The following is a 23,093-nucleotide window of genomic DNA, read 5'->3' as shown; positions in this document are numbered from 1 at the left end:
GCAGCAGGCTCCGGAGCGGAGAACATGTAGCGCAGGCCGATCCAAGCCTCATGGCCACCAACGCGATCCAGCTCCAGATTCGGAGCGTAATCGGTGTCACCATAGCCGAAGTAACGGTATTCCGTGTCCAGCGTCAGGTTGCGGGACAGTTCCCAGCCGATGCCGGCTATCAGCTGATAGCCGAGCGCAGCGTCAGAATCATCAACGTCGATGAAGTTCGAGGTCGGGACATAGGTGCCGGTGTCGTAGCCCATGGCGGACACGTCAGACTGCACCCAACCCAGACCGGCGCCGATGTACGGCGTCCAGAACGAATCGGTGTCGAAATCATAGATGAGGTTCAGCATGCCGGACCAGACTTGGAAGTCCGAGCTGCTGTTCTCGAAATGGCCGACAGCACCGGTGTCGTTGAAGCGGTGAGCCAGCTCACCTTCAAGACGCCAGTTGTTGGCCCATGCGTAGCCAAGAGCCAGTTTTTCGCGAATATCGCCTTCGCCCTGGATCTCGCCATTCAGGCTGCCGGAGACATCCACGTCGCCCGGAGCGCCATAACCAAGCGCACCGCTGACGTACCAACCTTCATCCGCAACCGCCATGGACGGCGCGGCGAGGATGGCCCCAACGGCGACTGCCGAAAGAAGCTTTGTTTTCATCCTATCCCCCTCCGGGCGGAGAACGCCCTTCGTGTGAGCATTAAGTACAACATTGGCCCAACGCATTCTTGAGAGCGATGGTTCCATGTCATGCACATCGATAACTGATTTTATTGCACAACACCACTGATATGGCGCTAATTCCGGCCTGTTCAGCGCACGACAGAGCGTTTCCGCAGAGTTAAGAACTCGTTTTCATCGATGCCGAGGCGTTCGTGCAACACCTCTTGAGTGTGTTCTGCAAACCGGGGCGGCGCGCGATGGTATTGCGGGCCGGTTTCGGACAGACGCATCGGATTGGCGATCATCGGTGCGTCCCCGACCCCGGACATGGGGAGGCTAAACGCCAGCTCGCGCGCGCGCGCTTGTTCATGGCTGAATACTTGATCGAGTTGCTGAATCGGGCCGCACGGCACGCCAGCCTCATGCAGAGCCGCGATCCAGTGATCCACCCCCTCGGTGGCCAGCGTGACCGTGATTTCAGCAATCAGGATTTCCCGGTTCGCCACACGGTCTGCATTTCTCGCAAAACGCGAATCATCCGCCCATTCGGGCCGCCCCAGAGCCCGCGCGAAGGCGTTGAACTGGCCGTCATTGCCCACAGCCACGGCCAGCCGACCGTCCGCTGTGGGGAAATCCTGATAGGGCACGATATTGGGATGGGCATTGCCCGACCGGCCCGGCGCGCGTCCGGACACGAAATAATTGGCGGCCTGATTGGCCAGCATGGCGGCCTGAACATCAAACAGCGCCATGTCGATATGCTGACCGCCCTGCCCTTTGGACCGCGCGATCAGGGCCGCCATGACCGCGCCGGCCGCATAGACCCCGGTGAACAGGTCCACGGCGGGCACCCCCACTTTCGTAGGCGCGTCTTCACCGGTCACGCTCATCAGACCGCCCATGGCCTGTATCAGGAAATCATAACCAGGCTGTCTGGACCACGGCCCCGTCTGACCAAATCCCGTAACCGAGCAATAGATCAGATCGGGATTGACCCGACGGAGGCTCTCATAATCGAGGCCATACTTCTTGAGCCCGCCCGTCTTGTAGTTCTCGATCACCACATCGCTGTCCGCCGCCAGCCGCCTGAGCATCGCCTGGCCGTCCGGTTCAGTGATGTTGATGGCGATCGAACGCTTGTTGCGATTGGCGCACAGATAATAGGCGGCGTCGGCATCCTCACCCGCCTCGTCCTTCAGAAACGGCGGTCCCCAGCTTCGCGTGTCATCGCCCGAAGCCGGATTTTCCACCTTGATCACATCCGCACCCAGATCGCCCAGGATCTGACCGCACCACGGCCCGGCGAGCACGCGAGACAGGTCGAGCACCCGGATATGGGAGAGGGGCGCAGAGCTCATTACGCTTTCCTTTTCTGAAGCTGGCGAGTGATGAGAGTTCCGGGCTAGCCTTACCCTCGTCCCAGCGCAAGCAGCGCTTGCGTATTGCCCCCGGCTTTCCGCCCCCTAGCCTGCCCAACATGGCGCATATCGATTCGACACATTCTTCCCAACTCGACAAGGCCCGTCAGGTGATGGCGGAGGTTTTCGGATATCCCGATTTCCGCCCCGGCCAGGCCGAGATCATCGACAGCGTGCTCAAGGGACGCGATGTGCTGGCCGTCATGCCTACCGGGCGCGGCAAATCGATGTGCTACCAACTGCCAGCGCTGGTGCGCGGCGGGCTCACTCTGGTGGTCTCGCCGCTGATCGCCCTCATGCGCGATCAGGTGAGCGCCCTGCAGACCGCCGGGGTGAACGCCGCCGCCCTGACCTCCTCTGATGACGCCGAAAACCGCGAAGCGGCCTGGCGCGGCCTTGAAGATGGCACTTTGCGCCTGTTGTACATGGCGCCTGAGCGGATGGCGGTTCCAGGCCTTGCCGAACGTCTGGGACGCGCCGGGCTGTCGATGATCGCCATCGATGAAGCCCATTGCGTCTCCCAGTGGGGGCATGATTTCCGGCCGGACTATCTTCGGATTTCAGAATTCGCCCAGGCGGCGGGACGCCCGCAGATCACCGCCTTCACCGCCACCGCAGACGCGGCGGCGCGGCGCGATATTTCCGCCCGGCTGTTTGAGCGCGCCCCCGAAGAGTTCGTGTCAGGCTTTGACCGGCCCAATCTTCATCTGGCGGTCGGCGCCCGCCGTCAGGGCGCCAGCCAGGTCATCAATTTCGTCAAGGCGCGCCCCGAACGGGCCGGGATCATCTACTGCGCCAGCCGCAAGGCGTGTGACGAGATGGCCGAAAAGCTGCGCGCCGAGGATGTCTACGCCCTCTCCTACCATGCGGGTCTGGATGCGCAGACGCGGAGTTTCCGCCAGGACGAGTTCGTGAAGAATGACGGCGTGGTGATGTGCGCCACCGTCGCCTTCGGCATGGGCGTGGACAAACCCGATGTCCGCTATGTGGTCCATGCGGCCTTGCCCAAATCCATGGAAGCCTATTACCAGGAAATCGGCCGGGCCGGACGCGATGGCGACCCGGCGGACACGCTGATGCTCTGGTCGTTGAGCGACGCCGCGCTCCGTCGACGCCAGATCAATGACAGCGAGTCCGACGACGAACGCAAACGCATGGAGATGCGCCGCCTGTCCGCGCTCATCGCCTATTGTGAAGCGCCCCAATGCCGTCGGCAGACGCTGCTAGGCTATTTCGGCGATGAGATTGAACCATGCGGCAACTGCGATCTGTGTGATGATCCGCCCAAGCTGATTGACGGCTCCGTCCTGGCGCAAAAAGCCATGTCCGCAATCGCCCGCACGGGTCAGCGATTCGGGCTCGAGCACCTGATCAGCGTCCTGCGCGGCCTGAAAACCGACAAGGTTATGGCGCGTGGCCATGACGGCTTGCCCACGTTCGGCGTGGGCGAGGACTTGTCAAAGGAGCAATGGATGAGCGTGTTCCGGCAGCTCTTTGCGTCCGGCGCCATCGACCAGCCCATTGACGGCCATGGCGAGTGGATCATCACCGCGAAAGGCAAGGAGATCCTGTTCGGCAAACTGCCGATCCGACTTCGCCCGCCCGAAGAACAGCGGGGCACGCGTTCTGCCCGAGCGCGGCCCAGCGACGCGACAGACCAGCTCCTCTCGGAAACCGATCGCACCCTTTATACTGCACTGCGCAAAAAGCGGCTCGAACTGGCCAAGGAGGCTGGCAAGCCCGCTTACACAATATTTGCAGACCGAACGCTGATCGAGATGGCGCAAGAGAAACCAAACAATCTGGACGCCCTGTCTCGTATATTCGGTGTCGGCGCTCGCAAACTTGATCGCTACGGCGACGCCTTTCTCGCGGTCATCTCCTCCGAGCTTTAACCGTCTCAAGGCCAAAATCTGGCATTTTCGGCGCCCTCATGCACTAAATTCGAGATTATACGCTCGATTGTCGCGCATCGAGCCAGGCTTTGTCCGAATGAATGTGTTTTTCTTTTGCGCCGCACACGTTTGCTGAGAGCGTTTTGCTGCGGCCTCGGGGTCGTCTCTAAAACTAAAGGCGGGCTGGGCCCGCCTTTTTTCTTTTCCCTGAAATACTGGCATGTAATTCCGCATACTGTGGCCTCACTGCTATAGTGGACCCTAGTGTAATAAATTGTTTCACTTTTTTGTTGCAGCGCAAAAAACACTCTGCAAAGCTTTTGTTAACGAGAGACGCAGCCCGAGCTGCGCCCGCTGATAGAGACGCACCGCCGGCCGCCGCAAACCGCGACGGAGGCAAAGATGAGACAGACCCCAGCCGGCTCGAACCGGCTCAAAGGTACGCCCTCACACCGCGTCCTTCGTCGCATTCATTCGACCAGACTGGCCGGCACCGGGGAGCACCCGGCCCGTCAGCGTGCGACCGAGGACACGATCATGAACAATCTTACCGGCGCGCAGCCGACGCTGCGCGTACGCGCCATGCGCCTGGGGGCTCTGGCGCTGGCCGCCTTGAGCTTCACGGCCTTGGCTTCCGAAGCCGCTTTCGCGCAAGTGACTGACGAAACCGCTTACATCTTCAACACGCTGCTCTTCCTGATCGGCGGCTTCCTGGTGATGTGGATGGCGGCTGGCTTCGCCATGCTTGAAGCCGGTTTTGTGCGCACCAAGCACGCCGCCGTGATCTGCCTGAAAAATGTCGGCCTCTACTCAGTCGCAGGCCTGATGTTCTTCGTGATCGGCTATAACCTCATGTATTCCGGCGTCGACGCCCATGGCGGCTACTTCGGCACGCCGTCCATGTGGTCGCCGTCCGAAACCGCTGCCGATGAGGCCATCGACGTCACGGCCGCTGGCTATTCCAGCGCCTCTGACTGGTTCTTCCAGATGGTGTTCGTCGCCACCACGGCGTCGATTGTGTCTGGCGCAGTGGCCGAGCGCGTGCGCATCGGCGCCTTCTTCATCTTCACCGCCGTGCTGGCGGGCGTGATCTATCCCATCCAGGGGTCCTGGGAATGGGGCGCAGGCTGGCTCGACAGCCAGTTCGGCTTCTCGGACTTCGCCGGGTCCACCCTGGTGCACTCCACGGGCGGCTGGGCGGCTCTGGCCGGCGTCATCCTTCTGGGCGCCCGTCGCGGACGCTTTGTGGACGGCAAGCCTGTCTCCATGCATGGCTCATCCCTGCCGCTGGCGACCCTGGGCACCTTCATCCTGTGGTTCGGCTGGTTCGGCTTCAACGGCGCCTCGCAACTGGCTCTGGGCAGCGCAGCGGACGCGACCGCGGTCTCCCAGATCTTCGCCAACACCAATATGGCCGCCGCATCGGGCGTCGTGACCGCCTATATCGTCTCCATGCTGATCGGTAAGGGCAAAGCCAATCTGGGCTCCGTGCTGAACGGCGCGCTGGCCGGGCTGGTCGCCATCACCGCCGAGCCGCTCACCCCGACCATTCTCGAGGCCATCCTCATCGGGGCCGTGGGCGCCGTGATCGCCACCTTTGGCGCGGTGCTTCTTGAAGCCATGCGCCTGGACGATGTCGTCGGCGCCATCCCGGTGCACCTGATGGCGGGCATCTGGGGCACCATGGCGGTTCCGCTGACCAATTCGGACGCCAGCTTTGTCGGCCAGGCCGTCGGCGTGGTGGCCATTGGCGCCTTCGTCTTCGTGACCAGCTTCGTGCTCTGGATGGTTCTGAAAGTCACGCTCGGCATCCGCCTGAACCCGGACGAGGAAGATGTCGGGGGCGACCTGTCCGAGCTGGGCCACAGCGCCTACCCCGAATTCGTCCCGGAAAAGGGCAAACCCGCCGAATAACGACGCGGAGCGAGGCGGCTTCATCGCCGCCTCGCCCAGTCCTGACGAACGCATCCCGCTTCAATACGCAACTTATGATGGAGATTTATGATGAAATCCGGATTTTCTCTCGCTAAGCATGCACTTCCGCTGGTCCTGCTCGGCGGGGCCTGCATGGCGCCCCTGACGGGCGTGGCCCAGGCCCAGGAAGTGTCCGCGAATGTCGCCCTGACCACGGACTACCGCTTCCGCGGGGTGTCGCTCAGCGATGAAGCCATCGCCATTCAGGGCGGCTTCGACGTGGCCTACGATTCCGGCTTCTACATCGGAACCTGGGGCTCCAGCATCGAACCGGTCGGCAATTCCGAACTGGAGCTCGACCTGTACGCCGGCTATGGCGGTACGATCGGTGAGCTCAGCTTTGATGTGGGCGTTCTGGGATACTTCTATCCCGGCGCTGAAGATGTCGCCTATGGCGAGGTCTATGGCAGCCTGACCGGCATGATCGGCACCATGGAGACCACAGGGACCATCGCCTACGCGCCCGATCAGGATAATCTGGGCGATGACGACAACCTGTATCTGAACCTGTCGGGCAGTACGCCCATCGGCGATTCCGGTCTCAGCCTGGCCCTGGGCATCGGCTATGAAACCGGCGCCTTCGGCGATCTCGACGGAGATGGTGACGACAAGATCGACTGGACCATCGGCATTGGCGGCGCCGCCTACGGCGTGGACTGGTCACTGGCCTATGTCGACACCAGTGAAGACACGGACGGCTCGGACGCCACCGCCGTCTTCACCATCGCCAAGTCGTTCTAGACCCGAACCTGACATCGGGACGGCCTGAAGCGGGATTCTGCTTCAGGCCGTCTGCCTGTTCCAAACCAGCTGACAGAGCCGCCAAGATGCGACCCGTATTCCGCTTGCCACCAGAGACCTCCCTGACCGCCGCAACCGATACGGATTTGCGGTTATTTGTGGCGCACCAGAAATACAACACCCGGACACGGCGCCTCGCCGAAAGGGAGTTGCGCCGCCGCATGACGCGAACGACGCCCTCGTTTTCGACCCTGCACAATACACCCCAGGACACACCGGCTCCGATACAGAGCCCTTCACAAGAGCGTCCCAAGGGAAGCCTTGCGGACATTGCCTGGCTCGGCGTGATCCTGGGCGCAGGCGCCTTGGGGCTTCAAATTGTCAGCTTCGCGGTGAACCCGAATTTCTAGGCTGCACGGATTGAGGCGAGGAACTGGTCGACTTGCTCCTGAAGCAGGCTCGCCTGATGGTTCAGATCCTCGGACGCTTTCAACACTTGAGATGAAGACTGGCTGGAATTCCGAGCCGCTTCGTTGACCGCGGCGATACTGCTGGACACATTCCGCGTCCCGGTCGCCGCCTCCTGGACATTGGTGGCGATCTCGGCGGTCGCACCTGATTGCTCTTCGACCGCAGAACAGATCGAGCGAGAGGTCTCGCTGAGCTGGTTGATGACGGTGGACACCGAGCCGATCACCCCTACCGTTTCAGAGGTCGCCGACTGGATGGCTTCGATTTGCTTGGAAATATCTGACGTCGCCGCCGCGGTCTGAGACGCGAGCGCCTTTACCTCCTGAGCCACGATTGCGAACCCCTTCCCCGCTTCACCTGCGCGGGCCGCTTCAATCGTGGCATTCAAAGCAAGCAGGTTGGTCTGTTCCGCAATGCTTTGAATCAGCGTCACGACATCTCCGATCGCCCGCCCCGCCTCTGAAAGCGTCTCGACCTTTGACACGGACAAGCTGGCCTGCTGCGCCGCTTCGTCCGAGCTCTTTGCAGAAGCCTGCGACTGACGACGAATTTCAGCAACTGACGCGGACATTTCCTCCGTGGCGCTGGCCACTGTCTCCACATTGACCGTGGCCTGCTCCGCCGCGGCCGCAACCGCAACAGATTGCGCCGAGGTTTCCTCCGACGCCGATGACAATTGTTGCGCGGCTCCGCTCAGCTGGACGGCCGCGGAGGAAACCGAGTGGACAATGCCGCCGACGCTGTCTTCAAAGCTCTGCGCTAGTTTCAAGCGTTCCTGCCGCAGCGCTTCGGCAGCCTTGCGTTCGGCCTGGGCGCGCTCCTCCTCTAGCAGGGCTTGGCGTTCAGCCGCTTGCTTGAAGTCGACCAGGGCGCGCGACAGGTCTCCAACCTCATCGGTTCGCTCGCTGTAGGGCACGTCGAGGTTTGTGTCACCCGCAGCGATTTTGGCGGGAATGCCTGCAATGACACTGATGGGGCGCGCTGTCGACCTTGCAGCCAGGAAGCCTGCGCCGCCAATGACCGCAGTGACGGCAATCGCCAGCAGGACAAGGTCACGAACGGTTTGACGCGCGGTGAGGAACGCCTCCCGGGTTGTCTGCGCAACGATCAGACCGAAATGCACGCCCTCGAACTCAATGCCTTCACTCGCAAAGAGAACCCGCTCCCCTCGCCAGTCGACAGCCTGCTCAACGACCTGCCTGTCACTGCTCAGTTGGGTCACCATCTCGGACGGGACGCCATGCTGGAGAATCGAATCCCCCGTCCCAAACCGCGGCTCTGTTCTGAAAACGCCATCCATGCCCACAAGATAGGCCTCACCCGTCTCGCCCAGACCGGCGGATACGCTCATCACGGCGTTCAACCGATCAATTGGCATCTGAAAGCTGAGCACGCCGATGGTGCGGCCTGATGCATCAACAACCGGGGTTGCGATAAAGCTCGCAGGCGCATCGTTGCTGGGGCTATAAGGCTGGAAGTCAAAGAACACGACCTCACCGGCTTCGGCCTGCATGGCCTGTTCGTAAGCGCGGGCCAGATCGGTGTCGGCATATTGCCCTGACACCATGTTCGTTGCGAAATCAGCTTCCTTGAAAACCGAATAGACCAGATCGCCCTCGTCATTGAAGAGAAAGACATCGTAATAGCCGCGCGACAGCTGTAGTGAACGGAACCAGGGATGAAACTGTGCATGGGTCTGGCTGTAGGACGACCCGTCCCCGGCATTATACAGACGGTCTTTCTCTCCAGTTTCATAGGCGTTGCTTGTGACGTACAGGTTCTGAAGTCGCGATTGCGGAGCGTCCAGCTGGCTCCAGGCTGCGTCGAAATCTGTCAGCGCCTGAACGGTATTCGGATTATCGGCAACAAGTGTCAGATCATCGCGGATTGACGCCAAGTAGGTTTCGATCGCGTCTTTGCGGGCGCTCTCAACCGCTTTCAAACGGCTTTCCGCCGCCAGCTGGTTGGCGCTCGAGCTGCGCCACATGGCTGCTGCGCCAAGAACAGTACCCAGCACCACACAGCCCAATAATCCCACCAGTGCAAATCGCACGGCAATAGACAAACGCATGACGTCCCCGCAAACAAATGACCTTCAGTGCACCACACACAGTGAAAGCCACTTACCTTGGGTTAACGCCGAGTACAGACAGGCATAAGGCAGTCGAAAAACAACCAAAGGAAGTTTTTGAGGCAATTAAAGCGCAATCATGCGCGTTTGACACTCAGTCTCAACTCAATCCATCTCTCGCTCAATATTGATTCCCATCAATCAGGACGCGCGAATATGAGCGAGGAATTCGTCCACCTGGCCACGCAAGGCCTCGGCCTGGACCGTCAGATCGCTTGAGGCCGTATTGACCTGAGCGGCTGCGGAGGAGGACTCCGTCGCCGCCATCACAACACCATCGATATTGTCCGAGACATTACGGGTATTGTCCGCCGCCCCAGCTGCGCTGCGGGCAATCTCGGTCGTGGCGGCCGCCTGTTCCTCAACGGCGGCGGCGATTTCCTGAGCCGTCGCGCTCAACCCGCCAATCACATCCGCCACGCTTTGAATTGCGGCGGAGGATTCGCCGGTCGCCGATTGGATCTGGGAGACCTGGTCCGCAATATCCTTCGTCGCCGACGCGGTCTGCGAGGCCAGCTGCTTGACCTCCTGGGCCACGATCGCAAACCCCTTGCCCGCCTCCCCGGCGCGCGCGGCTTCAATGGTGGCGTTCAGCGCCAGAAGATTGGTCTGCTCGGCGATGGACTGGATCAGGTCCACCACTTCGCCAATGCGGCTCGCGGCGCTGGTGAGATGGCTCACCTTTTCCACCGTTCCGGCCGCCTGTCCCATCACATCGCGCGCCTGATCCGCCGTCGCCTGGGCGCGCGTTCTCATGGTGGAGATCGATGCGGTCATCTCTTCCGCCGCGCTGGCGACATTCTGGACGTTATTGGTGGTTTCCTGAGCGGCCGTGGATACCAGCTTGGTCTGCACCGAAGTTTCCTCGGCCGCCGCAGACAGGCTCTGGGACGCCGCGCTCAACTCGGTCGCCGCCGAGCTGACAATGGTCACCACGCCGCCCACCTTGGTTTCAAAGTCATTCGCCAGACGCTGGCGCTCGGCCTGTCGAGCCGTCTTGGCTTCTTCTTCCAGCTCTCTCTGGCGCTGCTCGAGCTCGCGCTGCCGGATGCTGCTCAGGCGGAAGCCATCAAGGGCTTTCGACAACGCCCCGATTTCATTGGTCGCTTCTCCATAGGGAACGATGGCGTCCAGCTCTCCGCCCGAGATCCGGTCTGTGGTCTGCGCCAGCCGGGCGATGGGCTGGGCCATTTTCCGCGCCAGAAAGAAGCTGGCGATCGATACGATCACCGTCACGACAACGGCCGAAATGATGATTTGCCAGGTCAACGCGCGCGCCGCCGCAAAGGTTTCGTCGGTGGACTGGGTGACGACGACGCCATAATGCACGCCCAGAAACTCGAAATGATCGCCGATGGCCATGGCGTGCACACCACGCCAGTCATCCGCCTCGATGACGTGCTCTGCGCCTGCTGCATGAAAGGTCGTCTCGACGATGTCCGCAGGCAGAGTGATGCTCAGTCGCGGTTCGCCGTTATGGAAACGCGGCTGGGTGCGCAGGATGCCGTCTTCCCCAACCAGGTAAGCATCTCCGGTTTCCCCCAGCCCGACCTCTTCCGCCATCAGCCGGTCCAGCTCATGGGTGGGCATCTTGACGACAAGGGCGCCCAGACGGTTGCCGTAATGATCAAACACGGGCGTGCCCATGAAACTGGCCGGCTCGCCGCCACCCGGCGCATACGGGGCGTAATCGGATAGCGCCGTGGCGCTCTGTTCAATCGACAGCGCCTCCCGCATGATCTGGGACAGATGGGTGTCGCTGTATGGCCCGTTCAGCAGGTTGGTGCCGAAGTCATCCTTCTTTTCAGCGCTGTAGAGAAGGTTTCCCTCAAGGTCGAAGAGATAGATATCGGCATAGTCGCGCTGGTCATGATAGTCGCGGAACCAGGGGTGCAGCTCTTCATGCACGATCGAATAGGCCGAGCCATCTCCGGCATCCACAAGATTGATCCGTTCTGAGCTCTCATAGGGACTGTCGTCGCGATACAGACGGCGAATGTCTTGGCCGTCCGCCCCCGGCATGTCCATCCAGGCGTCATGGAAGCGTTCAATGGCGTGGATCACCGCCGTGCTGTGCGCCAGCAGGTGAACATCCTCTTCCACGTATTCAAGATAATGCTGGATCGCCGTCAGGCGCGCCTGCTGAACGCTTTCAAGGCGCGTGATGGCTGAATGACGCTCTGCTTCCCGACTCTCCAGAACCGCAGCGCCGCCCAGAACCCCGCCTAAGACGAGGCACCCACCCAGGCTGATCAGGCCGAACAGGTAGGCGACAGGCATTTTGTTGAGCATGGAGGCCCCCTTCAGACTGCGATCAGAAGGTGGGACTCCAGTTGTAATCAAACTCTAAATCACGTGACGGGGGATTTTCATGATCACAGTGATATCAGCGACTTACTGACTGCCAATCAGGATTAATGATGCAGCGCTCACTCGCCGGCGGACGAGGTATGATCGTGAACCACACGCCATTCTTGCCCATCCTTGCGCAGAATCAGGGTGAACAGACCTGTGGGTTCATCGCTTTCGCGATAGAGCGTCCAGCGCCCAAAGACATAAGCGGCATCGTCTGAGAGCTGGGTCACATCCAGATCGGTGAAGGCCAGCCACCCCATGGCCTCAGGGCTGTCATAGCGGGACAGATACCGCTCCAGCGTGGCGCTCCACCCGGTGGTGATCGACCCGCCGGAGGCAAACCGCAAATCCTCGCTTTGCCAGTATCCCGCCATGAAACCGGGAATATCCCCCTCATTCCAGGCGTCCTGCTGGGCGATCAGAACCGAACAGATGGCGTCCACATCCGCGCCGACGCCACTGCAGGCGGCGTCCTGAGCATCTGACTGGACAAGTGTGACTGCGGCCAGCGCACTGACAATGATCATGGAAGACCCCATCTGTTGTTTGATGACAGATAGAGTGAAGCGCGTCCTGAGGTCAGGTCAACGCAGGATCAGGTCGGATGAAGCATGACCGGGTGATCGCCCCGTTATCGGGGTCGCACCACAATCCACCAATTATTGAGTTTTTCGGGGGGAAAGTGGTGAGCCGACAGGGGTTCGAACCCTGGACCTACTGATTAAAAGTCAGTTGCTCTACCAGCTGAGCTATCGGCTCTCCGTCTCGAGAGGCGCGGAACCTATAGCCGGTTCCGAAAGCGGTCAACCCGGCTATATGCGGGAAAACACGTCTTTTGCAGTTGCGTTATGGTGATAGGACAAAACCATGAAGAGCCTCTTTCTCAAAGCACAGATTTGCGTTTGCACCGGACTTGCCCTGGCGGCCTGTTCCAGCCTGCCGGAATTGCCCCGCACGCCTCTGGGACGCACCGAGTCTGTCGCGTCCGACACCATAGGCCTGCCGCAGGCCCGACCGGGCCAGATCGTGATTGATGATGGCGACGAAACGGTCCCCACCCCGTATGGTGGTTCGGGCGCTGAGCTCAATTGTGCGACAGTGGCTCGGGATATCGCGCGTCTGACCAGCCTTCTCGGACCGGATCTTGAAGCGCCGGCCCCTGACGACGAGGCCGGGCATGAGGACGAAAGCGTGGTGGATCGCTCCTCGCGGTTCGCCAGCTCCATCGCCGAGGATGCGCCCGAGCTGGCCGCCGACACGGCGCGTGACACCATCATCGGGCTCAACCCAACCCGACCCGTGGTGCGCTTTCTGGGACGTGCGAGCGAAATCGAAGCGGCCGCCGCTCAGGAGCGGGCGCTGGCGCAAAAACGCCGCGCCTGGCTGCGCGGCGCCTTTGATGTGCAAGCATGCGAACGCGACACGCTGATCGAGGCGCTGGACGCCTATCATCTGCTCAGCACGCCTGACGCGGAGCGCGACTAGATCGCGTCCGTCCCTTCCGCCATCCGGGCGTGGAACTGGGCTCTAAACGCCTCGAACTCACCCGCTGCGATGGCGGCGCGCATGCGGGCGGTGAGATTCTCGAAATAGGCGATGTTGTGCCAGGACAAGAGCATTGAGCCCAGATACTCGCCCGCCCGGATAAGGTGGTGCAGATAGGCGCGTGAATAGTCCCGGCTGGCCGGGCAATCGAGCGTCTCATCCATGGGCCGTGTATCTTCGGCAAACCGGGCGTTCTTCACGTTCACCGGCCCCCAATCGGTCCACGCCTGGCCATGACGGCCCGAGCGGGTGGGCAGGACGCAGTCGAACATGTCCACGCCGCGCGCGACGGCTTCCACAAGGTCGATCGGCTTGCCCACCCCCATCAGATAGCGCGGACGTTCATGAGGCAGATGCGGCGTGGTGACGTCGAGCACCTGGCACATCATCTCGAACCCCTCGCCCACCGCGAGACCGCCAATGGCGTACCCATCAAAGCCGATCTCGATCAGCCCTTCCGCGCTTTCGCGGCGCAGATCCTCATAGGTGCTGCCCTGGACAATGCCGAACAGCGCCTGGATTGAGCGCTCGCCAAAGGCCTCTTTCGAGCGCAAACCCCAGCGCCGGGACAGCTGCATGGAGCTGGCCGCCGCATCGCGCTCGCACGGATAGGGCGTGCATTCATCCAGCTGCATGGAGATGTCCGCGCCCAGAAGGTCGGCCTGGATCTCGATGGAGCGCTCGGGCGTCAGCATGTGCTTGGAGCCATCAAGATGGCTTTTGAAGGCCACGCCTTCCTCGGTCATCTGGCGCAGATCGGACAGGGACCAGACCTGGAACCCGCCGGAATCGGTCAGGATCGGACCGTCCCAGCGCATGAAATGATGCAGCCCGCCCAAGCGCTTCACCCGCTCTGCGCCCGGGCGCAGCATAAGATGATACGTATTTCCCAGTATGATATCCGCGCCGGCTTCCTTAACCTGTTCAGGATAGAGCGCCTTAACCGTCGCCGCCGTGCCCACGGGCATGAAAGCGGGGGTGCGGATATCCCCGCGCGGGGTCTTGAGCACACCGGTGCGGGCGGCGCCTTCTGTGGCGTGGAGATCGAAATCGAAGCTGGGCATCAGAACCTGGCGAGACAGCGGGAGAGACTTGAGTGAGTTGGAAAGACGAAATCGCCCATTTGCGCAAGCGTCAGGCGCTGGCCCATAACATGGGGGGCGCCGAAAAACTGGCCCGCCAGAAAGCGGCGGGACGCCTCAACGTCCGGGAAAGACTGGATCTTTTACTCGATCCGGGCAGTTTTCGGGAAATCGGATCTCTGACGGGAAAAGCGCGCGCCGGCTCTGATGGCGGGCTTGAGGACTTCTCTCCGGCCAATTGCATCTTCGGGCGCGGCACGGTGCGCGGACGCCCCGTCGCGGTGGTGGCGGATGATTTCACGGTCCGGGGCGGCGCGGCGGATGCGGCCATTGTCGAAAAACAGATCGAGGCGGAAAAGATGGCGGGCGAGCTGGGCCTGCCGCTGATCCGCCTGATCGAGGGGACGGGCGGCGGCGGCTCGGTCAAATCCATTCTGGATATGGGCGCGAGCTATGTCCCTTTCAATCCGGCCTGGGATCAGGTGGTGGCCAATCTCGAGCGCGTGCCCGTTGTGTCGCTGGCTCTTGGGCCAGTGGCGGGCCTGGGCGCCGCGCGGGCAGTGTCCTCGCACTATTGCGTCATGGTGAAAGGCCTGTCGCAAATGTTCATTGCGGGCCCGCCCGTAGTGGCGGGCATTGGCGAGCATGTCACCAAGGAGGAGCTGGGGGGCTCCGACCTGCAGCTCGCCGCCGGCGCGGCGGACGACGCCTATGCCAGCGAAGCGGACGCCATGGAGGCGGCGCGCTGGTTCCTCTCCTATCTGCCCGACATGGCCGGAGACGCCGCTGATCGGATCCCGCCCAGCGATGACCCGAACCGGCTGGATGAGAGCCTTCGGGAAATCGTGCCGCGCGACAAGCGCTTCGGCTATGACATGCGCGCCATCCTCAACTCCACGCTCGATCAGGGCAGCGTGTTCGAGATGGGCCGTCATTTCGGCAGCTCGGTGATCACCGCCCTCGCCCGGCTCGATGGCTGGCCCGTCGCGGTGCTCGCCAGCAATCCCAATGTCTATGGCGGCGGCTGGACCGCGGAAGCGGCGCAGAAGATCATCCGCTTTGTGGATCTGGCGGAAACCTTCCGCCTGCCCGTCGTGCATTTCGTGGATGTGCCCGGCTTTGTCATTGGCGCGCGCGCCGAGCGCGCCGGCACGATCCGCCATGGCGCCCGCGCCCTCTCGGCGATTTATCAAGCCAGCGTGCCCTGGTGCACCATGCTGATCCGCAAGGCCTATGGCGTGGCGGGCGCGGCGATGATGGACCATACCCGCTTCCGCTACCGCTATGCCTGGCCGTCGGGCGATTGGGGCTCTCTGCCGCTTGAGGGCGGGGTCGAGGCGGCGTTCAAATCCGTGCTGGAACAGTCAGACGATCCAGAAGCCCTCAAGGCTGAATTACGCGCCCGAATGAAAGACCTCTCCGATCCATTCAAGACCGCCGAGCGGTTCTGGATTGAGGAGATCATCGACCCGGCCGAAACCCGGCCCTTGTTGACCGAATTCGCCAATCTCACCGCCAAGCTGCGCACGCGAGACGCGCCGGGCACGCGGTATCGCCCCTGACCCTAGCGTGCTCGTCTGGCCCGGATCAGGGCCCGGACCGTGTTGAGATCCTCCCGGGTCTCAACACGGTGTCCATGCGCGCCGACAATCTGGTCCGCCTGCTGCGCCACGGCGTCCGCTTCTTTCAACAGCGCGTCCTTATCCTGGCCGAACCAGCGCAGGAACAGGTGGTTGAGGGTCAGGCCCGGTCGGGTCCCGGTCAGGAAATAGAGCATCCGCGACACCCAGTTGCGCGGCCACTCGCTCATCCAGACCACCAGCTCGTCGAGATAGGCGACGACCGTGCCGCCCCGGCTCGAAACCATGAAGAGGCTGCCGCTCGACACGCCGGGGGCGGGGTAGATCGTCAGACCATCCGGGCAGACCAGCCGGGAGATCGGCTGAACAGCCACGCCACAAGCCTTTGCGACCGCATCCGTCACATCATCCGCCGCATAAACCACGGCTTGCGGGCAACGCGCCGCCCAGTCCGACAATCCGGCGGTATGCGCGCGATTGGGCGCGATCAGGGCCGTGACCTGCCCCAGATGGCTCAGTGCATCCAGATAAGCGCCCTCGGGATCAGGCGGCGGACTGAGAACCGCCAGCTCCAGCTCGCCCAGACGGATGGCCAGTGCATTCACTGGACCAAAAGCCGGACAGTCATACACAGCGCGGAACACACCGCTGCCAGCCAGGCATTCCGTCCAGGGTCCGGTCATCATGCAGCCTTTATGGTTTTACAGGACGCCGCCCCTATGAGAGCGCGTCCATGCGGGGTTTGGGCGTCGTTTCATCACCCTCAACCCAGCCGATCAAAGCTTCAAGATAATGTTTGAGCTGGCCCAGATGGGCTTGCTGCAGCTGGCAGGCCTCCAACCGCTCTTGCAGAAATCCCAGCTTCTGTGTGCGGGAGAGTGCGCCTTCACGCCAAGCCTGACTGACACGGGCGATGTCGCTCAACCGAAACCCCAGCCCTTGCGCCAGCTTGATGAATTGGACGGCCTCAACCTGGCTGTCGGAGTATTCTCGGTAACCGTTGGGCCGAACCAGAGGGGTCAGCAAGCCCTGGGTTTCATAAAACCGGATCGTGGATCGTTTCAGACCGGTCTTTTGCTCAAATTCCTTGATCTTCATGCGACGAACCCTGTTGACCGTGCACTATGGTGCACAGCCTAGGCTCGCAATGAACCGTCGACCAATCACGGTTCCGAGCACAGGAGCTTTCGATGCGCTTATTCATTCTTGTCCTATCCGGCTTCCTCGCAACGACACTGACCGCCTGCTCCCCGCCCACGGCCATCGGAGTGGACCCCGCGCTCTCGCCGCAAGAGCGTGACCGGATTCAGACTGACGCCCCGCGACCCGAGATCGCTCCGGCAGAGCAGCTGCGCAGCACGACGCTCTCATTCACCGTCAATGTCCCCGTCGCCTTCATGGCCGACTGGTTCGGCAGCGTCCCCTTGCAGGATATGATCGAGGCGACCGACGCCATTCCCCAGGTGGTCCAAACCCAGCTCCTGACGGAGGCCTGGGCGGGCGCCGGCGCACGACGCCGGATCCTTCTCGAAAACGGCGACACGGCGCTTGAAGACATTCTGGTTGACGACCTGCCGCGCAGCTTTCGCTACATCGCCTGGAACTACACGACCGATGCCGCACAATTTGTTGAATACGGAGTGGGCGAGTTCTCCATGGCCCCGACCGGGGACACCCGAACGCGGGTGACCTGGACCTACGCCTTCAAGCCGCGAGGCCTTCTGGGACGGGTGTTTATCGGGCGGTTTGTGGAGACCACCTGGTCAGACTGGATGCAAGGAGCGGCGCAGGCCATGTCCGAGCACGCTGAAGCGGCCTATGCAGAGCAAGTCGCCCCATAGAGCCGACCAATAGCTAGCACACAAACTATCGATTGGACCGTGATCACGGACCGGGCGCAGTCTGTCCCACAGGACAAAGGAGCCCGCCATGATGAAAGACGAATACGAATATCTGTGCCTGATGGTGCTCGACGACGAAGAGACCGTGAAAGCCGACCCCGAGCTTGCCTGCGGTTGCGCGGTCTATCTGACCCGCCAGGGCTATGACGAGGTGGAAAACAGCGCCTATTGCGGCGCCGACGCCTGATTGAAGAGGGCTGGCCGCCTTCCCATCTGGTGGCGTTCAATGGATATGGCGTTTCGCCATTCTTTCGCCGCTAGGTGGGGCTGATGGATCTGGTGTTTCTGGGACTGGGGCTGGCCGGGCTGGTGTTCGGCGGTGACATGCTGGTGCGCGGCGCGTCTGATCTCGCCCGGCGCGCCGGCCTGCCGCCCCTCGTGATCGGACTGACGCTGGTCGGGTTCGGCACCTCGACGCCGGAACTGGTGACCAGTCTTCAGGCCGCGTATCTCGGTTCGCCCGGCATTGCGGTCGGCAATGTGGTTGGCAGCAATATCGCCAACATCCTGTTGATCCTCGGCGCAGCGGCGGTTTTGGCGCCGACTATGATCGACAAAACCGCCTTCCGCCGAGACGGGCTGGTGCTGGCCCTGTCAACAATTCTGTGCGCGGTGATGATCCTCTACGGCCAGCTGACGCCCCTCTTCGGCGCCGTCTTCATTCTCGCCCTGCTGGCCTATCTCGCCTTTACGGTCTGGAGCGGACTGAAAGCGCCGCAAGCGGCCAGTGATGCGCTGGAAGACGCCGTACAGGATACCGCCCGCATCCCGGTCTGGCGCGACATCGTCTTCTTTATCGGCGGTCTAGCGCTGACCATTCTGGGCGCCCGTTTCTTCGTGACAGGCGCGATCAGTGTGGCGGAGTTCCTGGGCGTTTCCGAAGCCGTGATCGGGCTGACGGTCGTGGCCGTGGGCACCTCCCTGCCCGAGCTTGTGACCACGCTGGCCGCGGCGCGGCGCAAGCAGGCCGATATCGCTTTTGGCAATATCGTCGGCAGCAACATTTTCAACGTGCTGTTCATTCTGGGGGCGACAGCGCTCGTGACCCCCATCGAAATCCCGCGCAGCATCCAGACCCTGGACGTCTGGGTGATGAGCGCCGCCACCGCATTGTTACTGGTGTTCTCGATCACCCGCTGGCGCATCAGCCGTATCGAAGGCGGCGTCTTTCTCCTGGCCTACGCCGGCTATATCGGCTGGCTGGCGCTGAACGCCTAGTCCTTGCGCCAGAGCAGGCTGGAATCGCCATAGGAGAAGAAGCGGTAATGCTCCCGAATGGCGTGGGCATAAGCCGCGTGCATTTCCTCAAAGCCCGCCAGCGCGCTCACCAGCATGAAGAGCGTGGATTTGGGCAGGTGGAAATTGGTCATCAGCGCGTCGATCACCTTGAAGCGATAGCCCGGCGTGATGAAGATCGCGGTGTCCCGCGCTTCAGCGCGAACCGTGCCATCCTCTTCCGCCGCGCTTTCCAGCGTCCGGATCGAGGTGGTGCCGACCGCAATGATGCGCCCGCCGGCCTGGCGCGTGTCATTGATGATCCTCGCCGCCTCTTCGCTGACCGAATACCATTCAGCATGCATCTGATGCTCTGACAGGTCTTCGGTCTTCACCGGCAGGAAGGTGCCCGCCCCCACATGCAGGGTGACGTGCGTGCGTTTGATCCCGCGCGCATCAAGGGCCTCAAACAGGCGATCGGTGAAGTGCAGCCCCGCCGTGGGCGCGGCGACCGATCCCGCCTTGTCCGGCGCCGCATAGACTGTCTGATAGTCTTCCAGATCAGCCGCATCGGCCGCACGCTTGGAGGCGATATAGGGCGGCAGGGGCGGCGCCCCGGCCTCCACGATCGCCTTGTCCAGTTCGACGCCCGCGCGATCAAAGGTCAGAACCACTTCGCCGCCTTCAAGCTTTTCGGACACGCTTGCGGTCAGCCCGCCCTTGAACTGCAGGGTATCGTCTTCCTTCAAGCGCTTGGCCGGGCGCACGAAAGCGCGCCAGACCGCTTCATCATCGCGCTTGTGAAGATTGATCTCGATCTCCACATCACCCCCCCCGCCATGGGCGCGCGCCGGGCGCACACCGGTCAATGCAGCGGGTATGACGCGAGTGTCGTTGAACACCAGAAGGTCACCCGGTTCGAGCAGCTTCGGTAGATCAAGCACGCCCAGATCAGACAGACCGCCATCCTTCACCTGCAACAGGCGCGCGCTGTCACGCGGCCGCGCCGGCCGCAAGGCGATCCGGTCTTCGGGCAGATGGAAATCAAAATCGGCCAGTCGCATTTGGGTCATAACCTTCCTTCAAGCTGGCGATGATATACGCACCAGATCGACCGCCCGCCAGCCATCCGGACAGACCGCTTCATGACCTCCACGCCCAACCGTCTCATGGCGGCCTACACAATTCTGTCCCGGCTGGCGTGCCTGGGGGCCAGTCTCGGCCTTGTTCTGGTTATCGGCTTGAGCCTTTACGGATGGGGTCATTCCAAGGCCGATGTGTTCAACATGGTCTGGCCCCTCCCGGTCATTGCCGGCGCGGGCGCGCTGATCACGCTCTGGCTGTTCCGGCCCCGGGGATGGGCCTGGCTGCGCTGGCCGGGCATAGGGCTCAGCGCTCTTCTGATACTGGTTAATCTGCCTTACGCCCAGCTGGTCCCGCGCCCCGACGCGCTGCCGCCCCGCAGCGAGACCGGCGAGGCCCTGCGTCTGGCCAGTTTCAATATGTGGAACCTCAATCGCGACCCGGACGCCGCCATCGCTTTCCTGCGCGAAGGCGATTTCGATCTGGTTTTCCTGCAGGAGACTGGCGGACCGCTTCGTCGTGTTCTGGGCACGGTTCAGGACCTCTACCCATATCAGGTCAATTGCCCTTGGGGCGCCTCCCTGATCTCACGCATACCCGTGACCGAGCAAGGCTGCGACCCGTACCAGACCGTGCCCGTCGCCTTCATGCAGATCGAGTTTCAGGGCGCGCCCCTGCGGCTGACCAGCACCCATTTTGCCCGTCCGACGCGCCCGGATCTTTATGCCTATCATCGCGAACGGTTGAGCCTGTTGATCCAGGCGCAGACGCATCAGTCCCAGATTGTGGCGGGCGATTTCAACACGGCCGAACACGGCCATCAGATGCGGCGCCTCGCGGCGGCGCTGGCCCCGCTTCAGCGCATCACCCACGGCTTGCGCACCTGGCCGTCAGAGCGTCTGGCCCCGATGCCGGTCATCGGCATTGACCATATCTGGGTCAGCGACGGCTTGTGCGCGTCCCATACCGGCGCCGCGCCAGACGCCGGGTCCGATCATCGCCCGGTCATCACCCTGGTTCAGCGCTGCGGCGCGTGAAGCCCCAAACAAAACGGGCGGTCCGATGGACCGCCCGTTTCAATCGTATGGTTCAGATGCCTAGCGCAGGGACGCCTTGACGATCTTGCCCGGATTAGCCGGCGGCTCGCCCTTGGGCAGCGCGTCCACATGCTCCATGCCGGAAATCACTTCGCCCCAGACGGTGTACTGACCATCCAGATACGGCACGGCGTCCAGGCAGATGAAGAACTGGCTGTCGGCGGAGTTCGGGTCCATGGCGCGGGCCATCGACATGGTGCCGCGCACATGCGGCTCATCGTTGAACTCGGCCTCGATATTCTGCCCGGAACCGCCCATGCCGTTGCCGTTCGGACAACCGCCCTGGGCCACGAAACCGTCGATCACGCGGTGGAAGGTCAGGCCGTCATAAAAGCCGTCCGCCGCCAGCTCGGAAATGCGGGCGACGTGCTTGGGCGCCAGGTCAGGGCGCAGACGAATGACGACATCGCCGCCTTCAAGGGTGAAAACCAGTTCTTGGTTGGCGTCGGACACGACGGCCTCCTTTGGGGATTTGTTCTTAGTCGAGGACGCGCACAGGCACGTCGATTGAGCAGATATCGGGCAGGCGGCCGTTATCACGGCTCGCAGCCAGGGCTTCAAGGTAGGCGCTGAAGCTCGGTGAGCTGGTGTCCATCACCTGGACGGTGGGCGCATCGTCCATCTGGGTCGCCAGCTCGAACTCTTCAATGATGTCCGGACGGAAGCCCAGGGTCTGGCCTTGCGTGCCCACAGTCAGGCTTTCGACCACATCCTGACCTTCGCGCACCATGCCCCAGACCGTGTACTGGGTGTTCAGATGCTCGGCATCGCCGCGCACAATGTAGAACTGCGCCACCGCCGAGTTGGGATCATTGGTGCGGGCCATTGCGGCTGCGCCATTACAATGAAGCAGCCAGCTGTCCACACGGCCGTCGGCGACAATGCCGGCCAGTGCAGAGGGTTGAGTACCAACGGGAAAACCGTTCCAGAAGCCAGCCTGGGCCATGGCGCCGCGCGGCGTGGCGCGGCGCTCCTGGATCTCGTTGACCGGAATCGCGTTGGGGTCGCGGCGAATGCCGAACTCGGCCTGGATCGGGTCAAACGGCGCTTCGATGCTGGGATTGTCCACGGCGCCCCCGCCCTGGGCCATGAAGCCATCGATGACGCGGTGGAAGACTTTCCAGTCCAGCCAGTCCGTTTCCGCCAACTCGCGAATGCGGGCGGCGTGAATCGGCGTGAATTCGTCCTGGATTTCGATCCAGACCTCACCCTTGCCCGTGACCAGATGGATAAGGTCTTCGGGGTCCACCGTGCGCCAGGCGCTGTCAGGCGCATCCGCAATGATGTCCGCACCCGGAGCCACGGAGTCCGCCGGCGCCTCGGCCTCGGCAGCCGGCGCGGCGTCTTGCGCGCTCGTGTCGGTTTCGGCTTCGGCGCACGCCGTCAGCATGAAGGCGGACAGGCAGGCGGTGGCGAACAGTCGGGCGGTCATGCGCATCAGACGAATTTCTCCAGCAGGCGCTCTTTGACAAGCTGCGGCACAAACGGGTCGATATCCCCGCCCAGCTTGGCGATTTCCTTGACGAGACGCGAGGCGATCGCCTGATGGCGCGGGTCCGCCATCAAGAACACGGTTTCAATGTCCGCATTAAGGCGCTGGTTCATGCCCACCATCTGAAACTCGTACTCGAAGTCCGACACGGCGCGCAGGCCGCGAATGATGGAGCTGGCGCCCACCTTTTCGGCGAAATGCATCAACAGGCCTTCAAAGGGCAGCACCTCGATCTCGGTATCGCCGGCGACGGATTCCGCCAGCTCGCGGGCCATGTCCACACGCTCGTCAAAGCTGAACAACGGCCCCTTGGCGTCATTGCGCGCCACGCCGATGACCAGCTTGTCATAGAGCTTCACGGCCCGGCCGATGATATCCAGATGGCCGTTGGTCACCGGGTCGAAAGTCCCCGGATACAGCGCGACGCGGCGTTTCATGGCTTTACTCCCCAAAGCCA

The 23,093-nt window shown here is 62.2% G+C and carries 22 protein-coding genes and 1 tRNA gene; 10 read left to right on the top strand and 13 right to left on the bottom strand.

All coding sequences use genetic code 11. The features are described 5' to 3' along the window. Window positions 1-653 (bottom strand): outer membrane protein (locus tag RBA95_RS11715; RefSeq protein WP_306017049.1); only part of this gene is annotated, 653 nt, incomplete at its 3' end. 152 nt (window positions 654-805) lie between these two features. Next, entirely contained in the window at window positions 806-2,014 is a 1,209-nt protein-coding gene (locus RBA95_RS11710) for a CaiB/BaiF CoA-transferase family protein (RefSeq protein WP_306017048.1), read from the bottom strand. A gap of 119 nt (window positions 2,015-2,133) precedes the next feature. Between RBA95_RS11710 and recQ the strand changes: the two genes are divergently transcribed. The 4 genes from recQ (at window position 2,134) to RBA95_RS11690 (ending at window position 7,094) form a co-directional block, all read left to right on the top strand. Beyond that, window positions 2,134-3,969, top strand: a complete 1,836-nt coding sequence (recQ, locus tag RBA95_RS11705) for a DNA helicase RecQ (RefSeq protein WP_306017047.1) — start codon at window positions 2,134-2,136, stop codon at window positions 3,967-3,969. A gap of 582 nt (window positions 3,970-4,551) precedes the next feature. Next, window positions 4,552-5,883: an ammonium transporter gene (locus tag RBA95_RS11700; protein WP_371933609.1), complete on the top strand. Its 1,332-nt coding sequence runs from the start codon at window positions 4,552-4,554 to the stop codon at window positions 5,881-5,883. A 90-nt stretch (window positions 5,884-5,973) separates the two neighbouring features. Then, on the top strand, window positions 5,974-6,684 hold the full coding sequence (locus RBA95_RS11695) for a TorF family putative porin (protein ID WP_306017045.1): 711 nt from the start codon (window positions 5,974-5,976) through the stop codon (window positions 6,682-6,684). An 86-nt stretch (window positions 6,685-6,770) separates the two neighbouring features. Further along, window positions 6,771-7,094: a hypothetical protein gene (locus RBA95_RS11690; RefSeq protein WP_306017044.1), complete on the top strand. Its 324-nt coding sequence runs from the start codon at window positions 6,771-6,773 to the stop codon at window positions 7,092-7,094. Here RBA95_RS11690 and RBA95_RS11685 read toward each other — a convergent pair. The 4 genes from RBA95_RS11685 to RBA95_RS11670 form a co-directional block, all read right to left on the bottom strand. Next, entirely contained in the window at window positions 7,091-9,226 is a 2,136-nt protein-coding gene (locus RBA95_RS11685; protein WP_306017043.1) for a methyl-accepting chemotaxis protein, read from the bottom strand. The genes RBA95_RS11690 and RBA95_RS11685 overlap by 4 nt on opposite strands. A gap of 201 nt (window positions 9,227-9,427) precedes the next feature. After that, on the bottom strand, window positions 9,428-11,578 hold the full coding sequence (locus RBA95_RS11680; protein WP_306017042.1) for a methyl-accepting chemotaxis protein: 2,151 nt from the start codon (window positions 11,576-11,578) through the stop codon (window positions 9,428-9,430). A 137-nt stretch (window positions 11,579-11,715) separates the two neighbouring features. Further along, a complete protein-coding gene (locus RBA95_RS11675) occupies window positions 11,716-12,168 on the bottom strand; it encodes a nuclear transport factor 2 family protein (RefSeq protein ID WP_306017041.1) in 453 nt (150 codons plus the stop codon). A 156-nt stretch (window positions 12,169-12,324) separates the two neighbouring features. Next, window positions 12,325-12,400, bottom strand: a tRNA-Lys gene (locus tag RBA95_RS11670). A gap of 108 nt (window positions 12,401-12,508) precedes the next feature. Here RBA95_RS11670 and RBA95_RS11665 point away from each other — a divergent pair. After that, window positions 12,509-13,126 carry a hypothetical protein gene (locus RBA95_RS11665; protein ID WP_306017040.1) on the top strand — a complete coding sequence of 206 codons (618 nt, stop codon included), beginning with the start codon at window positions 12,509-12,511 and terminating at the stop codon, window positions 13,124-13,126. On the opposite strand, the gene tgt is transcribed toward RBA95_RS11665, so the two are convergent. Further along, window positions 13,123-14,250 (bottom strand): tRNA guanosine(34) transglycosylase Tgt, encoded by a 1,128-nt coding sequence (tgt, locus tag RBA95_RS11660; RefSeq protein ID WP_306017039.1) that lies wholly within the window; start codon window positions 14,248-14,250, stop codon window positions 13,123-13,125. The genes RBA95_RS11665 and tgt overlap by 4 nt on opposite strands. A gap of 32 nt (window positions 14,251-14,282) precedes the next feature. On the opposite strand from tgt, the gene RBA95_RS11655 reads away from it, so the two are divergent. Continuing rightward, window positions 14,283-15,830, top strand: coding sequence for an acyl-CoA carboxylase subunit beta (locus RBA95_RS11655; protein WP_306017038.1), 1,548 nt, complete (start codon window positions 14,283-14,285; stop codon window positions 15,828-15,830). 2 nt (window positions 15,831-15,832) lie between these two features. Here RBA95_RS11655 and RBA95_RS11650 read toward each other — a convergent pair whose 3' ends face one another. Both RBA95_RS11650 and RBA95_RS11645 read right to left on the bottom strand, forming a co-directional pair. Next, a complete protein-coding gene (locus tag RBA95_RS11650) occupies window positions 15,833-16,531 on the bottom strand; it encodes a hypothetical protein (protein ID WP_306017037.1) in 699 nt (232 codons plus the stop codon). Between the two features lie 34 nt (window positions 16,532-16,565). After that, a complete protein-coding gene (locus RBA95_RS11645; protein ID WP_306017036.1) occupies window positions 16,566-16,946 on the bottom strand; it encodes a MerR family transcriptional regulator in 381 nt (126 codons plus the stop codon). A gap of 92 nt (window positions 16,947-17,038) precedes the next feature. Here RBA95_RS11645 and RBA95_RS11640 point away from each other — a divergent pair, with 92 nt between their 5' ends. The 3 genes from RBA95_RS11640 to RBA95_RS11630 all read left to right on the top strand — a co-directional run bounded on the left by RBA95_RS11640 (window position 17,039) and on the right by RBA95_RS11630 (window position 18,967). Next, the gene (locus RBA95_RS11640; RefSeq protein ID WP_306017035.1) at window positions 17,039-17,689 is read left to right on the top strand and encodes an SRPBCC family protein; all 651 of its coding nucleotides are present in this window, start codon (window positions 17,039-17,041) and stop codon (window positions 17,687-17,689) included. A gap of 88 nt (window positions 17,690-17,777) precedes the next feature. Next, window positions 17,778-17,936: a hypothetical protein gene (locus RBA95_RS11635; protein WP_306017034.1), complete on the top strand. Its 159-nt coding sequence runs from the start codon at window positions 17,778-17,780 to the stop codon at window positions 17,934-17,936. Window positions 17,937-18,019: 83 nt separating this feature from the next. Then, complete coding sequence (locus RBA95_RS11630) at window positions 18,020-18,967, top strand: calcium/sodium antiporter (protein WP_306017033.1); 948 nt, start codon at window positions 18,020-18,022, stop codon at window positions 18,965-18,967. On the opposite strand, the gene queA is transcribed toward RBA95_RS11630, so the two are convergent. Next, on the bottom strand, window positions 18,964-20,028 hold the full coding sequence (gene queA, locus RBA95_RS11625) for a tRNA preQ1(34) S-adenosylmethionine ribosyltransferase-isomerase QueA (protein ID WP_371933608.1): 1,065 nt from the start codon (window positions 20,026-20,028) through the stop codon (window positions 18,964-18,966). The genes RBA95_RS11630 and queA overlap by 4 nt on opposite strands. Before the next feature lie 81 nt (window positions 20,029-20,109). On the opposite strand from queA, the gene RBA95_RS11620 reads away from it, so the two are divergent. Then, complete coding sequence (locus RBA95_RS11620; protein WP_306017031.1) at window positions 20,110-21,084, top strand: endonuclease/exonuclease/phosphatase family protein; 975 nt, start codon at window positions 20,110-20,112, stop codon at window positions 21,082-21,084. A gap of 60 nt (window positions 21,085-21,144) precedes the next feature. On the opposite strand, the gene RBA95_RS11615 is transcribed toward RBA95_RS11620, so the two are convergent. Genes RBA95_RS11615 through coaD form a run of 3 tightly spaced genes read right to left on the bottom strand, consistent with a single transcriptional unit; the run spans window position 21,145 to window position 23,073 of the window. Next, complete coding sequence (locus tag RBA95_RS11615) at window positions 21,145-21,597, bottom strand: peptidylprolyl isomerase (RefSeq protein ID WP_306017030.1); 453 nt, start codon at window positions 21,595-21,597, stop codon at window positions 21,145-21,147. Window positions 21,598-21,622: 25 nt separating this feature from the next. Then, the gene (locus RBA95_RS11610) at window positions 21,623-22,582 is read right to left on the bottom strand and encodes a peptidylprolyl isomerase (RefSeq protein ID WP_306017029.1); all 960 of its coding nucleotides are present in this window, start codon (window positions 22,580-22,582) and stop codon (window positions 21,623-21,625) included. Then, a complete protein-coding gene (coaD, locus tag RBA95_RS11605; RefSeq protein WP_306017028.1) occupies window positions 22,582-23,073 on the bottom strand; it encodes a pantetheine-phosphate adenylyltransferase in 492 nt (163 codons plus the stop codon). The genes RBA95_RS11610 and coaD overlap by 1 nt, the downstream gene beginning before the upstream one ends. Window positions 23,074-23,093: the final 20 nt, after the last annotated feature.

Source organism: Oceanicaulis sp. MMSF_3324 (genome assembly GCF_030733545.1).
GTDB lineage: Bacteria > Pseudomonadota > Alphaproteobacteria > Caulobacterales > Maricaulaceae > Oceanicaulis.
This window is presented reverse-complemented; position numbering and strand designations above follow the sequence as displayed.

Excerpts from the sequence above, each read along its gene's own strand:
- RBA95_RS11690 (WP_306017044.1), top strand. The coding sequence starts at position 6,771 with ATGCGACCCGTATTCCGCTTGCCACCAGAGACCTCCCTGACCGCCGCA.
- recQ (WP_306017047.1), top strand. The coding sequence starts at position 2,134 with ATGGCGCATATCGATTCGACACATTCTTCCCAACTCGACAAGGCCCGT.
- RBA95_RS11645 (WP_306017036.1), bottom strand. The coding sequence starts at position 16,946 with ATGAAGATCAAGGAATTTGAGCAAAAGACCGGTCTGAAACGATCCACG.
- tgt (WP_306017039.1), bottom strand. The coding sequence starts at position 14,250 with ATGCCCAGCTTCGATTTCGATCTCCACGCCACAGAAGGCGCCGCCCGC.
- RBA95_RS11650 (WP_306017037.1), bottom strand. The coding sequence starts at position 16,531 with ATGACCGGACCCTGGACGGAATGCCTGGCTGGCAGCGGTGTGTTCCGC.
- queA (WP_371933608.1), bottom strand. The coding sequence starts at position 20,028 with ATGCGACTGGCCGATTTTGATTTCCATCTGCCCGAAGACCGGATCGCC.
- RBA95_RS11620 (WP_306017031.1), top strand. The coding sequence starts at position 20,110 with ATGACCTCCACGCCCAACCGTCTCATGGCGGCCTACACAATTCTGTCC.
- RBA95_RS11630 (WP_306017033.1), top strand. The coding sequence starts at position 18,020 with ATGGATCTGGTGTTTCTGGGACTGGGGCTGGCCGGGCTGGTGTTCGGC.
- coaD (WP_306017028.1), bottom strand. The coding sequence starts at position 23,073 with ATGAAACGCCGCGTCGCGCTGTATCCGGGGACTTTCGACCCGGTGACC.
- RBA95_RS11635 (WP_306017034.1), top strand. The coding sequence starts at position 17,778 with ATGATGAAAGACGAATACGAATATCTGTGCCTGATGGTGCTCGACGAC.
- RBA95_RS11610 (WP_306017029.1), bottom strand. The coding sequence starts at position 22,582 with ATGCGCATGACCGCCCGACTGTTCGCCACCGCCTGCCTGTCCGCCTTC.
- RBA95_RS11640 (WP_306017035.1), top strand. The coding sequence starts at position 17,039 with ATGCGCTTATTCATTCTTGTCCTATCCGGCTTCCTCGCAACGACACTG.
- RBA95_RS11695 (WP_306017045.1), top strand. The coding sequence starts at position 5,974 with ATGAAATCCGGATTTTCTCTCGCTAAGCATGCACTTCCGCTGGTCCTG.
- RBA95_RS11680 (WP_306017042.1), bottom strand. The coding sequence starts at position 11,578 with ATGCTCAACAAAATGCCTGTCGCCTACCTGTTCGGCCTGATCAGCCTG.
- RBA95_RS11700 (WP_371933609.1), top strand. The coding sequence starts at position 4,552 with ATGCGCCTGGGGGCTCTGGCGCTGGCCGCCTTGAGCTTCACGGCCTTG.
- RBA95_RS11675 (WP_306017041.1), bottom strand. The coding sequence starts at position 12,168 with ATGATCATTGTCAGTGCGCTGGCCGCAGTCACACTTGTCCAGTCAGAT.
- RBA95_RS11685 (WP_306017043.1), bottom strand. The coding sequence starts at position 9,226 with ATGCGTTTGTCTATTGCCGTGCGATTTGCACTGGTGGGATTATTGGGC.
- RBA95_RS11710 (WP_306017048.1), bottom strand. The coding sequence starts at position 2,014 with ATGAGCTCTGCGCCCCTCTCCCATATCCGGGTGCTCGACCTGTCTCGC.
- RBA95_RS11665 (WP_306017040.1), top strand. The coding sequence starts at position 12,509 with ATGAAGAGCCTCTTTCTCAAAGCACAGATTTGCGTTTGCACCGGACTT.